General features: G+C 34.0%; 9 protein-coding genes and 1 pseudogene. 1 reads left to right on the top strand and 9 read right to left on the bottom strand.

All coding sequences use genetic code 11. From position 1 onward, the window contains the following. Positions 1-113 precede the first annotated feature (113 nt). Positions 114-1,091 (top strand): 16S rRNA (cytosine(1402)-N(4))-methyltransferase RsmH, encoded by a 978-nt coding sequence (gene rsmH / locus XJ32_RS11510; RefSeq protein WP_077389967.1) that lies wholly within the window; start codon positions 114-116, stop codon positions 1,089-1,091. Between the two features lie 200 nt (positions 1,092-1,291). On the opposite strand, the gene XJ32_RS11505 is transcribed toward rsmH, so the two are convergent. The 9 genes and pseudogenes from XJ32_RS11505 to XJ32_RS12375 all read right to left on the bottom strand — a co-directional run bounded on the left by XJ32_RS11505 (position 1,292) and on the right by XJ32_RS12375 (position 17,502). Continuing rightward, the gene (locus tag XJ32_RS11505) at positions 1,292-1,750 is read right to left on the bottom strand and encodes a hypothetical protein (RefSeq protein WP_077389964.1); all 459 of its coding nucleotides are present in this window, start codon (positions 1,748-1,750) and stop codon (positions 1,292-1,294) included. 53 nt (positions 1,751-1,803) lie between these two features. Next, entirely contained in the window at positions 1,804-2,118 is a 315-nt protein-coding gene (locus tag XJ32_RS11500) for a ferritin family protein (RefSeq protein WP_077389961.1), read from the bottom strand. Positions 2,119-2,527: 409 nt separating this feature from the next. Then, a pseudogene (gene ruvX / locus XJ32_RS13095) lies at positions 2,528-2,974 on the bottom strand (Holliday junction resolvase RuvX); the annotation flags it as partial. A 3-nt stretch (positions 2,975-2,977) separates the two neighbouring features. Then, the gene (locus XJ32_RS11490) at positions 2,978-4,276 is read right to left on the bottom strand and encodes a MiaB/RimO family radical SAM methylthiotransferase (RefSeq protein WP_077389955.1); all 1,299 of its coding nucleotides are present in this window, start codon (positions 4,274-4,276) and stop codon (positions 2,978-2,980) included. A gap of 155 nt (positions 4,277-4,431) precedes the next feature. Further along, entirely contained in the window at positions 4,432-4,857 is a 426-nt protein-coding gene (locus XJ32_RS11485; RefSeq protein WP_004087801.1) for a universal stress protein, read from the bottom strand. A 168-nt stretch (positions 4,858-5,025) separates the two neighbouring features. Then, positions 5,026-6,489: a Na+/H+ antiporter family protein gene (locus tag XJ32_RS11480; RefSeq protein WP_077389952.1), complete on the bottom strand. Its 1,464-nt coding sequence runs from the start codon at positions 6,487-6,489 to the stop codon at positions 5,026-5,028. A gap of 400 nt (positions 6,490-6,889) precedes the next feature. Continuing rightward, positions 6,890-7,912: an LPD3 domain-containing protein gene (locus XJ32_RS11475; RefSeq protein WP_155761528.1), complete on the bottom strand. Its 1,023-nt coding sequence runs from the start codon at positions 7,910-7,912 to the stop codon at positions 6,890-6,892. Positions 7,913-8,181: 269 nt separating this feature from the next. After that, positions 8,182-10,080, bottom strand: a complete 1,899-nt coding sequence (locus XJ32_RS13090; protein ID WP_254422391.1) for an ADP-ribosyltransferase-containing protein — start codon at positions 10,078-10,080, stop codon at positions 8,182-8,184. A gap of 90 nt (positions 10,081-10,170) precedes the next feature. Beyond that, the gene (locus XJ32_RS12375) at positions 10,171-17,502 is read right to left on the bottom strand and encodes a putative barnase/colicin E5 family endoribonuclease (protein WP_167620003.1); all 7,332 of its coding nucleotides are present in this window, start codon (positions 17,500-17,502) and stop codon (positions 10,171-10,173) included. Positions 17,503-17,593 lie beyond the last annotated feature (91 nt).

Below are 17,593 nucleotides of genomic sequence, written 5' to 3'. Positions count from 1 at the left end.
ATATGGAATCTAAAATGATAATATTTCATTGAAATTAGTTTCTAAATATTATTCAAAGCAATTAGATTCTAAACATAAATACCTTACAATACAAACTAAAAAATGGAAAAACAATGCAAAAAGAAAACCCACCACATATTCCTGTATTGCTAGAGCATGTGCTTGACACTTTTGATAGAATCTTTCTTTCTACCCATTCACACTATATAGCAAAAAAGTCGCTCATAAAGAATAAAGAAGTGCTTATAGACTGCACTCTAGGCTTTGGTGGCATGAGTAGGGCATTATTAGAGCGGTATTCAAACCTGCATATTATAGGCATTGATAGGGATAGCTATGCGTTGGAGTATAATAGGGAATCTATGGCAAAATTTAAGGATAGATTCCAAACTAGACACGGGGATTTTGCGACTTTACTACCACAAATCATCAAAGAGATAGAAGCAAATGGGGATCATCTTTGTGGAATCTTGGCTGATATTGGCGTGAGTTCATATCAGCTTGATTCTATTGATCGTGGTTTTAGCTTTCATTCAAGCACGCTTGATATGCGTATGGATAGGACGCAGAGTTTAGATGCGGATATGATTGTAAATACTTATAGCAAGTATGAGTTAGAAGAGATTTTTAAAAATTATGGCGAGATAAGGGAGTATAAAAAGTTAGCAAATCTCATCGTGCAAGAGCGTCAGAGAGGTAGAATAACTGCTGATAGCCTGCAAAATATCGCGTTAAAACTGCATTCAAAAGCCAAAATCCACCCAGCAACGCTTATCTATCAAGCCTTAAGAATTGCTGTGAATGATGAATTAGGACAGCTAAAAAGTTTGCTTCATTCATGTCAAAATCTACATGAAGTTTTGCTTTGTATTATCTCTTTTCACTCACTTGAAGACAGAATGATTAAGGAATCTTTTAAGCAATTTGCAAAAAGCTGTATATGCGATACCACAAGCTTTAAATGTGTTTGCGGGAATAATCATGCCAAAGGATTCTCACTTTATAAAAAACCACTCATAGCAGATAGCAAAGAAATCGCACAAAACAAACGCTCTCGTAGCGCAAAACTTAGGGCTTTTTATTTTGCATAATTATGTTTTGTAGGCTTGGTAAAAACTTGTGTTTTGTTGGGAGATTTGGAATCTTTGGGGAGTTTGTGGTTATTTTTCTGTTTTAGTGAAGTTGAGATTCCATGTATTAAATTTGTGACACACAAAAGTGGTAAAATTTTAGAATCCAGCATGTTGTCATACCGAGTCTTTAGGCGAAGTATCCAAAAATCTAGAATCCATCAAAACCAAGGTATTTTATCACTTTCTGTGCGTTTGCGAATTTGTTTGAATCTTATAAATACAATAAATAAGATAATTATCAACCAAAATTCAATACCAAAAGATATTACATCAAACTTTTCAGTATCCTTTCTACCAAACTCCCAAAACAATTTAACAAAAAGATAGCTTCCAAAATAAAACAGCCAAAGGATACTTCTCTTTTCTATAATAAAAGCTAATTCCCGTATATATAACAATAAAAAAATAAATGCAGTAATTACAAAACCTACAAACATTATATATAAAGTAGTATCCCAATCTCTATTATTAATCAGCCAATTTGCAATTAATGGTGTTATTATTAAAAGTGCAGCAACTACTAATATGAGTATCACAAAAGATATTATAAGATTTCTTAATAATGTCTTACTACCACTTGCACGATTTAAGCCGATTGTAGCAAATAGCCAAAACAAATAACCAAGAATAAGGCATGTATTGTTTAAAATATCAAATATCGTAGTATCTTCTAAACCAGACTTTTATATTCCATAAGTGATACAAAGCCAAACAGATTCGATAAAAAATAGAGCGATAAAGCGATAAGAAAATTTCTTCTTATGCTTTTTATATCATCTTGTGCTATTCTACTCCAAAATGAAGCTTTATTGAGTATGAAAATATCTTTTACCTTATTCCCTTCATCGATTTCAAAATCCACTTGATACCTAGCAAGATTGCGTGAATTATATCCACTTAGATTTGCAATATCATCTAAGCTAAATGAGTATCTATTGTCATCATCACCACGGATAACACCTAAACCAAGAATTTTACCCTGCATAAATCCACCTTATAAAAAACAAAATTATATCAAAAATAGAATGCAAAGTCTTAAGTAAAACAAGAAAATAATAAACTACACTCAATATTATATAAGCATACAAATATTGATCAACACTAACTTTTATTTATTTTAAATTCTCATTTCCCCCTACCCTATTAGCATTTTTAGTTTGTAATGGATTTGTAAGGCAATTTTCATTCTTAGATTCTGTATGCTTAGATTCCATATCTTTAGATTCAAGCACACTAGTTTCAACTACTCTAGATTCTAATAAGCTAGATTCTACTTTACAATTTTCTATTACGCGATTTTCTGGCATACTAGATTCCAATAAGCTAGATTCTCTATCAATAGACTCGCACCCTGCCCTATTCTGCTTATCTTCTTTTCTATGAGATAAAGCATTGATCTTTTCTAAATATCGCTCTAGAATCACACATGCACTAATGCTGTCTAGCACGCCATTTTTTCGTGCATTTTTCCGCTTATTGTATCCCCTATCAAGTAGTCGCTCGTTTGCTTCCTTACTACTATATGACTCATCGATATAGACCACTTCTCCGCTAAAATCAATAAGGCTAAGAAAATGGCTAATCCTTTTTCGCATGACTTCATGTCGCCCTGCTCCGCTAGATTCTGTATCTGAATCGGATTCTATATCCATATCACGGGGCATACCAACTACAAGCGTGATTTTACTCATATCGCTTTCATGTGCTAATAGCAAGTTGGCTAAATCTCTGCTTGCTTGATTGCGATTTTTCCGCATGATAGGGGCTAAAGGCACGATGATATTTTGCACCACTTTTGCCACACCAAGTCGCTTTAATCCAAAGTCAATACCAAAAATCATGTACTAACCCTGCATCACATTATAGCTAAGCCCGACATTATACCGCTCCGCAATCTCGTATTTATCGACACTCACCCACTTGCCTTTTAAATCTAAGTTATCTTTAATAGGCAATATCATCTTATTAAAATACTCATCTAAGCCCACAAAATAGCTAGAATCTCTCTCTTTTATCGCCTTTTTACCCTCTATCAATACGCTTAAAGGCTTTTTAAGATTATGTCTAAAGACTAGATTTTTTCTCTGCGTTATCGTTGTGATTTTACGCAAACGCTCCTTTGCCACATCGCCTTTTACTTGTGCTAATTTCAATTCATTTTTCGCTGATTTTGTGCCAAATCTAGGGCTATAAATAAAGGGGTGGATATGCGTTAGGGGCAGCTTTTCTAAATTACATATCGCTTCATCAAAAATCTCTTTTGTCTCTCCATAATGCCCTATAATATAATCTGTCCCTAAGCTAAAACCCTTACTTGCAATCGCATTAAAAAGCTCTAAATCACGCTCAAAAGTATTCTTTCTATTCATAATCTTTAGCATTGATTCACTTGTATGCTGCAAGGCTATATGCAAGTGTCTCTCTAGCTTATTTAATTCTAAAATCTCTAAAAAAGCAGAGTCAATTTGACTTGGCTCAAGGCTGCCTAATCGTATGCGTAAAATACCAGAAATATCATGTATCTTTCGTATAAGTGTCGCAATATGTGTCTTTGTATCAAGCCCATAGCTACCGATATTTGTGCCTGTTAGTATCACTTCTGTAACGCCACTTTGCTCCAAAATCTTGATTTGGTCTAGTATATGGGCTTCACTAAAGCTTCTAGCACTCCCACGCACGCTTGGTATAATGCAATAGCTACACGCAAAGTTACACCCCTCTTGAATCTTAATAAACGCCCTAACCTTCCCCACAACTCTAGGCAAAAGCGTGGTATCAACATGCTTATTTACCCGCTCTTTTGGCAAAAATACCCGATTTTCACTTGATAAAAAGTCATTAATACTCTCTTTATGACTATGTGCAAACACCCCATTTACAAGCCCACTCTTAAAGAGATTTTCACCAGAGTGCTTCACTCCACAACCTGTAAAAAGCACCTTTTTTCCCTCACTGCTATACTTTCTTGCATACCCACGCACTTCTCTATCAGCTTTGTTTGTTACCGTGCAGGAGTTGATGATAATGGTATCTGCCTCCATCTCATTTGCTACTATTTCATGGTTTTTAAGGTTACTAATCATTACTTGTGTGTCGTAGAGATTGCTTCTACAACCAAAGGTCTTAAAATATACTTTTGCCAAAATGTTCCTTAAAGTTTAACTTATTTTATGTGTTTAACTTGATTTTATTATGTTGCTAAAGTTCACGCTTCTTTACTATCGCCCTACGCTCAAGCAAGATTCTATAACCTTAGAATCTTATCACCCTGTCCCAATTAATGCAAAATCAAGTTTAGCTATTTTGCTACTAAAACCGGTATAGGTGATGAGTTGATAAAACCATTTTGGTGAGAATTAAAGATTCGATGAAGAATTGAAGACTCACTAGCCCCAATCACAAGCAAATCATATTGATCTGCAATCTCAAGCACAACATCAATAGGATTCCCATTTTTTAGAATCTTTTTACACGCAATGCCTTCATTATTAAAGACCTTTGCAAACTCTTGTAAAATCGCATGAGATTCTTCTTCTTGCACATGCTCTAGTGAAGCATAATCCACAATGCCACTTTCTGCTAAAACAATCGTTTCAGGTGTAACATGCAGCAGTGTCAGCTCAATCTCACTGCGTCTTGCAAAAAGCTTTATAATCGTTGGGATAGCCTTGCGACATTCATCTGTATCACTCACGCCAAATAGAATCCTTATTGCATCTGCCATAGAAACTCCTTTTTAATAACTCAAAATAATTGCAATTATACACTTTTATAAAGAAGTTTTATACCTAAACTTTATTTACTAGGAATAGCTATTTTGTTTTGTGATTAAATCTTAATTTCATGGCTATAAAAATTACCAATATGTTTTAGGGTATATTTATACTATCTCTTAAAGCATCATCGCACCAATCACACCAGCGACTAAAAGCGGGATATTATACACAAAAAATGTAGGGATACAAGTATCATAAATATGATTATGCTGTCCGTCCATATTTAGCCCAGAAGTAGGTCCCAAAGTGCTATCACTCGCAGGACTTCCCGCATCGCCCAACGCCCCAGCTATGCCGATAAGCAAAATTATGGCAGGGACACTAAAGCCAAGTGAGATTCCAAAAGGCACATAAATTGCCGCAATAATGGGTATCGTCCCAAAGCTCGTGCCAATGCCAATGGTGATTAAAAGCCCCACAAGCAGCATTAAACTCGCCCCTATAAATTTCGCCCATAAAGACGCCCCATTAGAATCTAAAGTCGCAGGATTTGAAGCCATAACCGCATTAGAATCTAGCCCATTTGAAGCGATAGTATTCATAGCACCATCGCCGACTTGATGTGTGAAGTTTGCCACAACTTGCACGAGATTCTGCACTTCTCCACTTGCACGCAGCACCTCCCCATATCCAGCCGCCACAAGCATAACAAAGGCAATGAAAGCCATCATTTTTAGCCCACCCTCCATAACAGAATCTATCTCGTTCCATCTAACCCCACGCAGCACAATCATACACATAAGCCCAGCAAATGCCCCAAGCGCTAGAGAATGCGTAACAAGCTGCACGACAAAAAGCACGATAATGCCAAAAAGTGTCGCATATTCACGCCAACCCATACTCGCATCGCCCATAGAGCATTCCTCTTTTTGTGCGTATTCACGCGGCTTTGCATACAGCACAAACACCGCAAAAAGCAGCCCAAGCAGCATAGCCACCCCGCCAATCCACATCACAGAGCTAATCTCACCAAGACTTACAGGCATACCATTTGCCTTCATCTGCTCGCTAATAGTCGTGTGAAAAATCAGCCCAAAGCCCACGCCAAGCGTTACATAAGGGGCTTGCAACCCAAAAGTAAGCGCACAAGCAACAGCGCGTCTATCAATTTTCAAGCGATTCATAAGACTTAGAAGCGGGGGGATAAGAATGGGGATAAAAGCGATGTGGATAGGCACAAGATTCTGCGAAAAACACGCAATGAGAGCAAGGCTAAGGATAAAAATAAACTTCCTATTGCTTATCACATTTGCAATGGCGGAGAGCAAAAAAGTCATTAAATGTGTGCGAGAAATCGCCACAGCAATGCCACCCAACAAGATATAGCTTAATGCGATATTGAGATTACTTGCCATACCTTTGATGAGAATCTCACCCGTTGTGGTAGTTTTAAGCAAGAAATATTGCCAAAGTGAAATTTGTGAATCTACCCCAGAAGATAAAGATTCTAAAGGTAGTGGAGATAGCCACCCCGCTACAAGTGCAGCTATAATGATAGATAGCAAAACATTGAGACGCAAAACGCACAACACCGCCATAACAAGCACAGATAACACCACCGCATTTGTGAGAAGAGACATTAGATTCCTTTAGTGAATTAATATGTAGATATTTAAAGAAAATAAAAGTGTGATTATAGCTTATTATTAAAAAGATTGAAAATCTAGGTTTTTTAGATTCTAATTTCTTATGCTTTATATATTAACTCTTTTGTTTCATCTACACTTTTTCCACTTGCCTTTGTTTGTTTTATGATTTCTTGTGGGGTTTGTGGCTTATAGAGTTCATCAACAAGTCCTTTTAGTAAGTTGTATTCATCACTTACTAAAACTTTTGCATTGTTATCAAAAGCTAGCCGTTAAATTATATTTTTTCTCTACTTCTTTGTATTGTGGTTTTTTGCTTTCATATGCGTTTAGTATGTCTTGTTTTTTGTTTATTAAGCCTTGTGCTAAGACTTGTTGTTCTTGTGGCAAAATATTATAATTCTTTTCTGCATAATCTAAAAATTGCCTTACTTTTTGACAGAGAATGTTCAACATCATATTTATTTGTGTGATCTAGCACTTGTTTTATCTCATCTTTCTTCAATCCTATGTCTTTTAATATATTGCTAAACTCATCTTTTACGGTGTTTAATAAAGCTTGTTGTTTTGCTTGTATATTCTCTTTTGCATAGAATGAGAGATAATTTGCCATTGGCATGTGTCCATCGTGAAAATCTAAAACTTTAGGATATTCTTTAATAAAGTCATCTTTAAAATATTCAAAAGTTTTTAATGGGTCGCTGTTATCTTTTGGCATTTGTGGTATAATGTCGGTATCGGTTTTAGCAATAGTAGTGGTTTCAGGGTGTGCGGTCGCCACCGATTGAGCTTTAACCGCCGATTCTGCGTTACGCATACTAACGCTTAAGGAATCGGGTTTTTCTAAACCTTCTAATTCTAAAGTATAGATTCTGTTTTTCCCTTCTATTTTTTCAAATAGTGTGATTTTTGCTTGTGCTTCTTTATCATTTATACTTAAATCTTGTATAAATCTATGCACTTTTATATGCTCTCTTTGCTTATTGTCTGCGTGTGATTCTTTTAATTTACTATTTTCAAATAAACTTTTTAAATCTTGTGCTACTTTAAAATGCTCGTCTCTACTAAATCCGTTTGCGATACTTTTATCTATTGCCTTTTTACTTGATATTTTATTAATCTCATCAGTCGTTATAAAGCCTTGCATTCCTGTTTCTTTGTTTGTTATGGGCTGGGTTTTATATGGGCTCAATACTCCTATTAAATCATTTCTTAAAACTTTTATGTCTTTTGTTTCTTGTGTGGTGTATGTGAAATTAGATTCTGTTATTAAATCTTTTTCTTTTGCTTTAGATTCCATATTTGCGTATAGATTTGTTTCTTTATTATTTCCATATAGATTTTTTAGTAAATCTGTGTCTTTTATATTGTCATGTTGAGACTTTGAAAAAGTAAAAACATCTTTATTTCCATTCAAAGAAGATGTTTCGCCCTCATTCAACATTACAAGTAAAAGCAATGAGGCAAGGCTTTTTTATACTATCTTAGAGTTAATCCCACTACGCATATGCTAATAATGGGGGCTTATGCTTTATTGCGTAAAACTGCTTAAAACATAAGCGACACCTTTTATTATATTTACTTTTTTAATTGAAATATAGGGGCTTGTTTTATTTGGGATTTTGTGGTATGATGTCGCGTAGCAAGTAGGCGATGCTCTCAGTGGAAGAGGCATAAGCGTTTCGCTTATGGTATGTGCGGTTCGATTCCGCTCCCTACTTGCTTATAATGCCTGTCATTTAAAACTTCTTTATTTGTCTTTTTTGTGGTGATGATATAATTTCCCAACTCATCAGTATTAAAATGTATAAAGTTTATTTTTGTGTTGTCTTGTTTCTCTGCAAATACGATGAAAAAATTCTTATGCCTAGTGTCAATATAGGCGTTCTTTGCATTTGCTATAACGCTTGGAATCTCTAAAATTTCATTCTCGCTTAATGCTTGATTGTAGTTTGCCTTTCGTGCTGTCCTAAAATGGCTTAAATCTTTTTTAGTCAAAAACACTTCATCAAACTTAACACCCAAAGCGTTTTTTAGCTCCTGTGGTAAAGTAGCAATTTTTAGAATATTTGGGGCTTTTTCATAACCTTTTTTATCCCATACATCAGCCACAAAGTCTCTATATTCTTGCTCTTGTGCGATTTCTAGCGATTCTATATTGTATTTTTTCAGTGTTTTATATGTTTTTAGTTGCACTTTTTGACTTTCTTTTTCTGCTAATTTTAGCATACTCTTAGCTTGGATTTTCCTGCCCCTTTCATTCTGCACAATATATCTAGGCTCTAGTAAGCTTAAAAGCGGGTATTTTTGCCTTGCTTTGTCAAAGCCTAGTGCTAGAGTATCGGCAAGTTCTTTTACAACTGCTTCTTTAACTTGCGGATTTTCTTTTAGATATTTAAAGCCTTTTGCTACCGCCTTACTTCCTACCGCCCCACCTAAGAATCCAGCGGCAAACTTAGCAGGATTAAATCCTACAATGTTTCCATTCTCATCAGTTTCAATTCCTGCTACACTGCCACTTAAGACTCCAGCTCCTAAATGTTGTGGATTAGAATACATAATATTAGGGCTATTTTCATTAAAATATTTATGTGTAGATTCTTTATTTTTTGGTTTAGTCTTAGTGATATTGCCTTTTGTATCTGTATAGCTTCCTTTATTGTCAATATGTTTTATTTGGTTAGAATCAAATGCTACTATTTCCCTATCATTAAACAATATGCCATCATATCCTGCTTTTTTATAAAATTGTTGCAATGGATAGATTCTAGCTGTTTGATACATTCTTCCATAACCGCCATATACACCATAGTGTCCGCCCACTACTTCCTGTAATTTCTCATTCTCTCTTGCAGCGGCTAGGATATAAAGCTCGGTTTCATTTTTAAAAAATTCTTTTTCAAACCCAGCTTCATATAATGTGGGCGAATCTTTTTTTAAGAGAGAATCAAGCTCTTTTAACTCTTGCAAACTCTCATCTAAATTAGGATTATGTTTTAAATCTGCCTCGTAAGCTCTTATGCTCTCATGCAAATTTTCCTTTTTTAGATTATAAAGCGGTGTGCTAAACTCTTTACCACTTTCTATATGCCTTATCTTAACGCTTTCTCTGTCATATTGCAAAAACTCAAAGCCGCTTTCTTTTAACTCTGCTTTTGCTTGTTTTAGATTTTCTATTGCCCTTAATCCCCTTTCTTTATCTTTTTTAGTGAATTTAAAAATTTTATCAATCTCTTTTATTTTTTCTTGTGTAAGCTCTTTTTCCATAATAAAGGGCTTTTTGATATTTAAAAATACTTCATATATAAAGTTTCCTTCATCATCATCTGCATAGTTTTTAGCAAGGTTTTTATCATTGGAAAACCAATTGCCTATGCTAAAATTAGAAACTGAATTATCTTTAGTATTAAAGACTTCAAAAGGTTTTTTAAGTTCTTTATTATGCAATCTTTTCATACTGCTTAGTGTTGTGCCATGATAAAACACTTTAGGCAGTCCATTTTCATCTTTTGTTAAAGGGCTAGAATCTTTATGCCATTCTAGTAAATCTTTTGCCTTTTTCTCATCGTAATTAAACTTTTGCATGGTAGATTCTAGGGTTTGTTGTGGTATAATGTTGGTAGTAGTTGAGTTAAGAGTCTCTAACTCATTAAATTTGCCTTGAGCGGAAAGGACTTAGGCATCGCTACTGAATAGCTTATCCACTTTTTCTTTTTGCAAATTTGTAATATTATCTTTCTTGTAGCTTGTTATAACCCAATTGTTATCACCTTGTTTATTAAATCCTTTTGAGATTCCCACGAGATAATACTCATCGCCATTTTTATACCATAGCGTATTTACTCCATTTTCAGTAAGTAGTTTGCCATTTTGTATAATCTCATTGATTGCATTTGACATTTTTTCATAAGGATTATTTCCTGCAAAGTCTGCAAAATCGTTTAAATGTTTTTCTACTATTTTTTGTAAGCCTATTTTCTCATTCCCCCATACTAAATCAATATCCCCCAATTCTTTACGATGAAATGCCCCTGCAACTTGTCCTTTATACTCGCCCTTAGCTCCGCTTTCTTTATGTGCTTGTGCTTCATTTATGAGTTTTTGTATAGCAGTCTCGCCGCTGTGATAATGTTCTGCATAGTTTGTGCCAAATTCTTTTATGGGTTTAATGTTTAGCTGTTTTTCTATCAACTCTCTTGCTAATGGTACATCTTTTATCTCTCTATCTAGTAACTCTTCCCCTCGCATTAACCTAAATATAGTGAAAAGCCTATCTTGTAAAACTCTGTTAGCTTTTCCTTCTTTCTCTAAAAGTTTTTCTACTGATAATAATTCGCCTAAAAGTTCTCGTTGTTTTATATCTGTCTGTTCTAAAAATTTTCCAAAAAACCCAGTTTTTGTGAATGTCAGTTTGTTAGCAAATCCAAATTCAGGCTGCTTCATAAATGCAAGGTATCTGCCTAATTTATGGAAATTATCAATGCTAACATCTGCCTTGTTTGCAATATCAATAGAGTCAATATCCTTTTTAAGTATGGCAATGATTTCATTTACTTTAGAATCCCGTTGCTCACTCATCTCAAAGTGAGTATCCCAATATTTTTTATCTACAGAATCAATTTCTTTCGCCATCTTTTCAAAAACAGGATTATTTACAATATCCATATATTCTTTAGCAAAAGAGACATATTCATTTATGCTTACATTTTTATCTTTTAAGGCTTTTAGATTCTGTGTTGTAGCTTCCTTATAGTCTTGTTGAGTAAAATTTGGATATTTAGCTAGAAAGGCTTTTTCATCTAAAGTAAAGAAATCATATTGCGTGTTGTATCGCTCTAAAAACTCGTTTTTAAAGCGTTTAAAATAGATATGTGTATTTATATCTCTTTCATTGTAAAACTCTTTCATTATTGGATATTTATCAAATAAAGGACTTACTATTTTTTCATATTTCTCTGTCTCTTGCTTTTCTAAAGTGTTGCGTATTAAGTTGGCTTCATTTGTAAATGTATCAATCTCTGCTTGTTTATTTTCTAATTGCTTTAAACTTTTTAGCATTTCTGCATAATCGTTAGAATCTAAATCGTTTTTTATGCGTTCTGTTAGCTTTTGTGGTATAATGTCGGTATCGGTTTTAGCAATAGTCGGTAAGTTTTGTCCGCCTTGTCCATTTAGTGAGTTAAAACCGCCCTTGTTAGCTTCTATATCTGTCGGGCGTGTAGAAGTGTTGAAGCGAGGGGTTAATTCTAACTCTACACTATATATTCTATTTTTATTTTTATCTAGGCTTTCTTTTGTCGTTATCAGTGCATTAGATTCTTTAAAAGGTGCGTTTAATCTGTGAATGATTACGCCCGGGTTATTCTCTCTGTGGCTGTGTGCGATTGCTTCTTTAGAGATGCTAAAAAGCCTTTCTATATCCGCCACCGCTTCTAAGTGTTCTTGCTTACTAAATCCGTTTTCTACGCTTTTTGTTATGGCTTTATCGCTTATCATTTTATCGATTGAAGCGTTATTTAAATAGGCTTGTAAGCCCTGCGTATTTCTCAAAGGTTTGTCTAAAATCGGCTTTAAAATTTGCGACAAGTATTCTTTTATCTCGCCTCTTTTTGCTGTATTTAAGTTGATTTTAGGTAACACTTTTATTTTTTCATCTACGCCTTTTTCTATTGTTTCACTAGCTTTCGCAACTTCTGGCTTATACTCTAACAACAATTGCTTCTGTGCTTGTGCTTCTTTTATCTCTGCTATATCTGCATATTGGTCTCTGTATGATTCTAGTGTTGCGTTTTCGTTTTTGTCTCTTTGCATTAACTCATCATAAGTTTTTGGCTGTGCTAGCTGCAATTCTTGTTTTTCTATGGCTGTGATGTTGTTTTTATCTGTTGTTATGAAATAGGTTTCATTATTTGCCTCTGCTTTTATTATGCTTTTATTTGGCGTGTGGATTGGGTTATTGTGTGTGAGTTGTTGGGCTAGTTGTTTTAATAACTCTGTGTTTTGCTTTATCTCTTGTGTGGCAACAACTAGATTATTTAATATATCTTGTTGAATGTTTTCTTTATTTGCTTCAAATTGGCTTATTTTTTGTGTGAGTTCTTCATTATACTTTGCTTGTCTCTCCATGTTTTGAATGAGTGGATTACTTGCAATGGCTTCTATCTCGCTTGTATCTTTTGGGGTTAATATCTGTGTATTACCTCTTATTTGGCTCTGTAATTCTTTATCACTTAAAGGTGTGTTTGCCTTGTATTCAAATCTTGGTTTATTCTCTTTATCTTTTATGGGTTTAAAGCCTTTGTCTAAATCTGCTTTATTTAGCACTTTAAGCGTTTCTAGTGTGATTTCACTTGGGTATTTTAAATCTTTTATAGCACTTTGCAAGGCTTTTGTTATGGCTGCATTATCGCCTATGTAAGGGATAAAGGCAAAAAGCTTTTTAAATAATCTATTGGTTAAAAAGACTTTTATTCTGCCCTCTAGTGTTGTGGCTAATGCACCGCTGCCTACTTGGTTTTCTAATGCTTTTGCTTTGCTTATTTCTTGGGCGAATTGATAGCTTTTAGCATAGCTTTTAAAAGTATCGAGTATAGGATAGATTTCAGGGTGCAGTGTAAGCTTTTCTAGATTCTCAATATCGCTTAAAATCTTAGTAAAATCAATTGGGAATGTATCATCATTTAGCTTTACATTTCTGTCTAATGCCCTAAGTATTGTTAGCATTTGTGTGTGTTTTTGCATTCTTGGATTAAAGTTTTTAAATATTGTGTTCTCTAGCCCTTTTATGCTATCACCCCATTGTGTGTCTAGCACTCTTTGTTTCCATTGCTCTATGGTAAGTCTTGAATCTAAGTCTTTTTTATTCATGCCTTTGGTTAGGGCTTTGGCAAATTTGTCATTTAAAGACTCTTTTATTTGTGCGTAGTTTTTATTTGCTTGTTGAAAGTTTGAAAAAAGTTCGTCTGCTTCTTGACGCGTTAATGTTTTTTGGGTAGGATTGTTTGCTGGAGTTGGCGTATTATCAATAGGACTTTGTGCGGACGAAACCACGCCTGAATCTCGTGCTTCTATAGCTTCCGCATTGTTTATTCTTTTTCTTACTTCTCTTAATTTAGTTGTTGGCATTCCTGTTAAAAGAAAGTTTTCATTATCTCTAGCTGTTATTAATACATAAAATTTATTTCTCTTTTCGGCTTGAAAAACTTTTATAAACTCTTTTGTGGGCTGCCCATCTTTATTGATTGTATCTAGCGTAAAATCTGGTCTTTTTTGTGTTGGTTCGACTAGATTTAGGGCTTCTATTCTTTGTTTTGAATCTGTTGCTTTTTGCAAGTGAGTTACAAAGTTTTCTTTATTTACTATATGACTAAATCCGTTTAAAAACTCATCTGTGCTTAAATGTGCTGGGATTGGTTCGCCTTGAATTTCATCAAGTAGTTTAATGGCTGTTTCTTTATCTAATGCGTTTGCATTGGGTGTATTTTGCTTTAGATATGTTTTTACTTCACTCAACGAGACATCTTTACTTTCAATATTACGCCCTAAATGTACTTCATTCTGTGCGACTTTAGAATCTAAGGCATTTTTAATAGCATTATCGATATTATCTTTTATGTTATCTAGGTGTTTATTTGCCCTAAATTTCTTTAAATCACTGCTGCTTTTTTCATAATTTCGCATGATTTCATTTATATTTTTGCGTAATTCTATCGCTTCGCTTAGACTTATATTTGGTTTAGATTCTAGCTTTTGTGTTTCTCGTATTAAAGTATTTGTGAGTTGATTATCAAGTCCTAAGCTTTCAATTGCGTCATCTGTTACTTGTTTGTAACCTTGCAGTAATGTGGCTTTAAAGTCTGTATCATTTAGGGCGTTTTGCAAGTTATCAATGCTTGTTTTATAATCTTGTTTTGCTTGTTTGTCGATTTCATCTAACATGTGTTTATAGACTTCTGGCAGGTTTTGTGGTATAATGTGGTTATTTGTTAAAGGAGTTTGCATGGATTCTAAAGATTTGTTTCCACTTCCGCCAGAGAGATTATCTTTTTGGCTTAATGTAGAATCTAATCGGTTGTATGCTTTATCGGGTTCTGATAATAGGGGCTTTGAGTTTAAAAAGGATTCTTGGCTTGAGTATGATTCTACTTCTTTTAGTCGTAATACTGATTTTTCAGAATATGAAGATGTTGTTGAGATTGGCTCAAACGAAGCAAAATCATTTATAGAAAACTCGTGAGATTCGCCTAGTCTCTTGCTTTTACGCATTAGATTTTGTCTTTCCTCAAAACTCAGCGTTCCTTTAACTTCCTCTTCCCTCAAAACTTGATAAATCTCATCTTGCTTCTTTTTAATTTCCCAGCCTTGTTTTGTGTGGAGTTGTATCTCGCTTTTAATGCCATTAAATTCAAATTGTAAATGCAAACCTTTATAACCGCTTGTTCTGTGCTTTAGCTCGATATTTGGGCGTATGCCTTGCTTTTCTAGTGCATTGACTAGATTTAATAATTGTGTATCTAAGTCTTTGTTTGTATCCACTAAAATACTAGCCCTTAAGAAGTCTGCCATGTCATCTGTATTTCCATTTTTACGCCTTATTTTACTTTCTATTGATTCTATTGATTTTGTTATATGTGTGTCTATTATGGCGTTATTTTCGGTTTTTAAACCTTGTAAAAAGCCTTTGAAATTACTCTCTTGTTCTTTTGCTTGTGTATGTAAGTGATTTGAAAAATCTTTTACACTATGTGTATTTCCTTGCTTATCTGTGAAAGTTTCGGTAGTTTTGTTTTTGTCTATTAATTCTTGTCTCTCTCTTACACTCTTGCCACTTTGTTTTACTTGTTTAACTATCTCTTGTGTGCTTTTAGATTCTATATTTTTATGCTTTTGTGATTTTGTTGTATCTCTTTTTTGATTGAATGGATAGTCATCAAGCAATTTAGTTTGTATTTTTTCTATTGCTTCAAGTGCTTCATCACAAGCTTTAAAATCATCAATAATGTCTAAAGCAGCACGATTGAGAGAGTTTTTGACTTGTTCTGTTGCAGCTACATAATCATCATATTTGATTGATACATTATCTCTAACTTCATTAAGGTGTTTAAGTGCTGCATAAACTTCTTCTCCATTATCGCTGTATTCAAGTTTTGCATGTTTCATAAACCACAAATCATCATCAGGGTCGTATTTTTTTCGAAAATCAATCATTATGTCATCGTAATAGACACTATAAACACCCCTGTGCATTCTTTCTTTTTTTTCTTTTTCTTGTGTGCTTTTAGATTCTATCTCTTTACTTATTTCTTGTTTTGTGGTAGGATTAGTCTCATTGTTTGGTAGCCCATTCAACGATTTGTCGTTTTTGCTACCTTGTTGGGTGAAAGTTTGGATAATACCAACGCTATCCGCAAATTTATCACTTACCTTTTTTAATCTTATTAAATCTTTCTCTCTTACTTTTGTAGCATGTATAACTTCGCCATCATCTTTTTTAACTCCCATTTTGCCGATTTTATTATCACTTAATCTTTTTACAATTAAAGCGGCATCTAGCCTATTGTTGTTATAAAAGAATTCAGGGTTTTTCTTAATCTCTTTTATAAGCTTAAAAACATCGCTTGGCTTGTCAAACATTTCTCTATGTTTATTCACTAGGTTTTGTAAATCCGCATATATTTCATTGCCTTTAAGCTTTGCTAAGTCTCTTACATAAGGCTCTACTTCCATTGTTACTTGATAATCTGTGATAGGTTTATCATTGTTTGGCTTTGTAGTGAAATTATCCCCCAACACATTCCTAAACCTATCCACTGCTACTACTTCATTTTCACTAGGTTTATTATATGGCAATAGCTTTATCTCTTTTGTAGTGTTTTTAAACTCCTGCATAGAATCTAAAAAGTCATTAGTCTTAGCATTAATATCTCTTAAATGTGCTTTTAGGTTAGCATTAGCTTTATATGGCAGTGCTTTTATCTCATTACTTAAAGGTTTAAAGTCTAGCTGTGCTAAAGGCTTATTTAATGCTTTTGTAGCACTCATAAACTCTTTATAAAGATTATGAAATATAAAATTCTTTATAGCTTGAGAAGTTAAAGGCAGGGCATTACCTTTAGAATCTACAATAATGCTAAAAGGCATACTCATAAAGTCTTTAAAGCTTTTGTCTAGCTTTTGCAGGGCGTGTAGTGTCTCTTTATACTCTAGTAGCTTTGTTTCATTATATGCTAGTAGTTTAGTGTCTTGTGGTGTGTTATAAGGGATTAAGCCTTGTGTATCTTGTTTCATTAAGTTTGTAGCAAAGCTTGGTTTCGTTTGTGTTTGTGTTGGGACTAAAAGATTACTAAAAGCATGGATTTCTTTTTTAGTCTCTGCATGAGTATTTAAAGGTATTAAAGCTTTATTACTTGTGCTTAATTCACTCTCTATATCTTTTATAGCTTCTTTGGTAAAGCTAATATCATCTTGTATTTGATGTAATACCCTTTGTGTTTGTGCTATAAGAGTGCTATTTGTCTTTAAGATATTGTTATCATCAAAGGCTTTAAAGCTTTGCAAGTCTTTCTCTAGCAGTTCTCTTTTTTGTAATAAATGATTATATTGTGAATAGGCATTCTCTAGTGTCTTTTGAGTAGGTTTATCTAGCTGTATTTCCCCACTCTCTATTTTTCTTTGAAACTCTTGCATACCGAGTTTATCAAACTCTACTTCCATTTTATAAGTTGCTTCATTGTCAAAGTCATCTATTTGTCTAGTAGGCATGAAGTTAGGATTAGATTCTATAACTTCTCTTTGTATAGTCTCTATATCTTTTCTAGCTTCACTCAAAGCATTATCTATAACTTCTTTTCTCTCTTGTAATTCTTGTTTATTGGCTGTGATTGCAATTTGAGTTTCTTGTGCGTCTTTTATGGTGTAGAAACTTGCTATATCATCTTTGTCAAATTGTGTTTTCCAGTATTCTAACTCTTTTAATACCTTGCTTGTTTCTTTATCCTCTTTTGGCAAGTTCTTAGAGATAGAATCTATGCTGACATATATAAAGTCTTTTGTATCTCTTTAAATTAAATGCGTTGTCTTGCGGACACTTTTAAGGGAA

Origin of the sequence: Helicobacter bilis, from assembly GCF_001999985.1 — a bacterium.
Lineage (GTDB): Bacteria > Campylobacterota > Campylobacteria > Campylobacterales > Helicobacteraceae > Helicobacter_A > Helicobacter_A rappini.
This window is presented reverse-complemented; position numbering and strand designations above follow the sequence as displayed.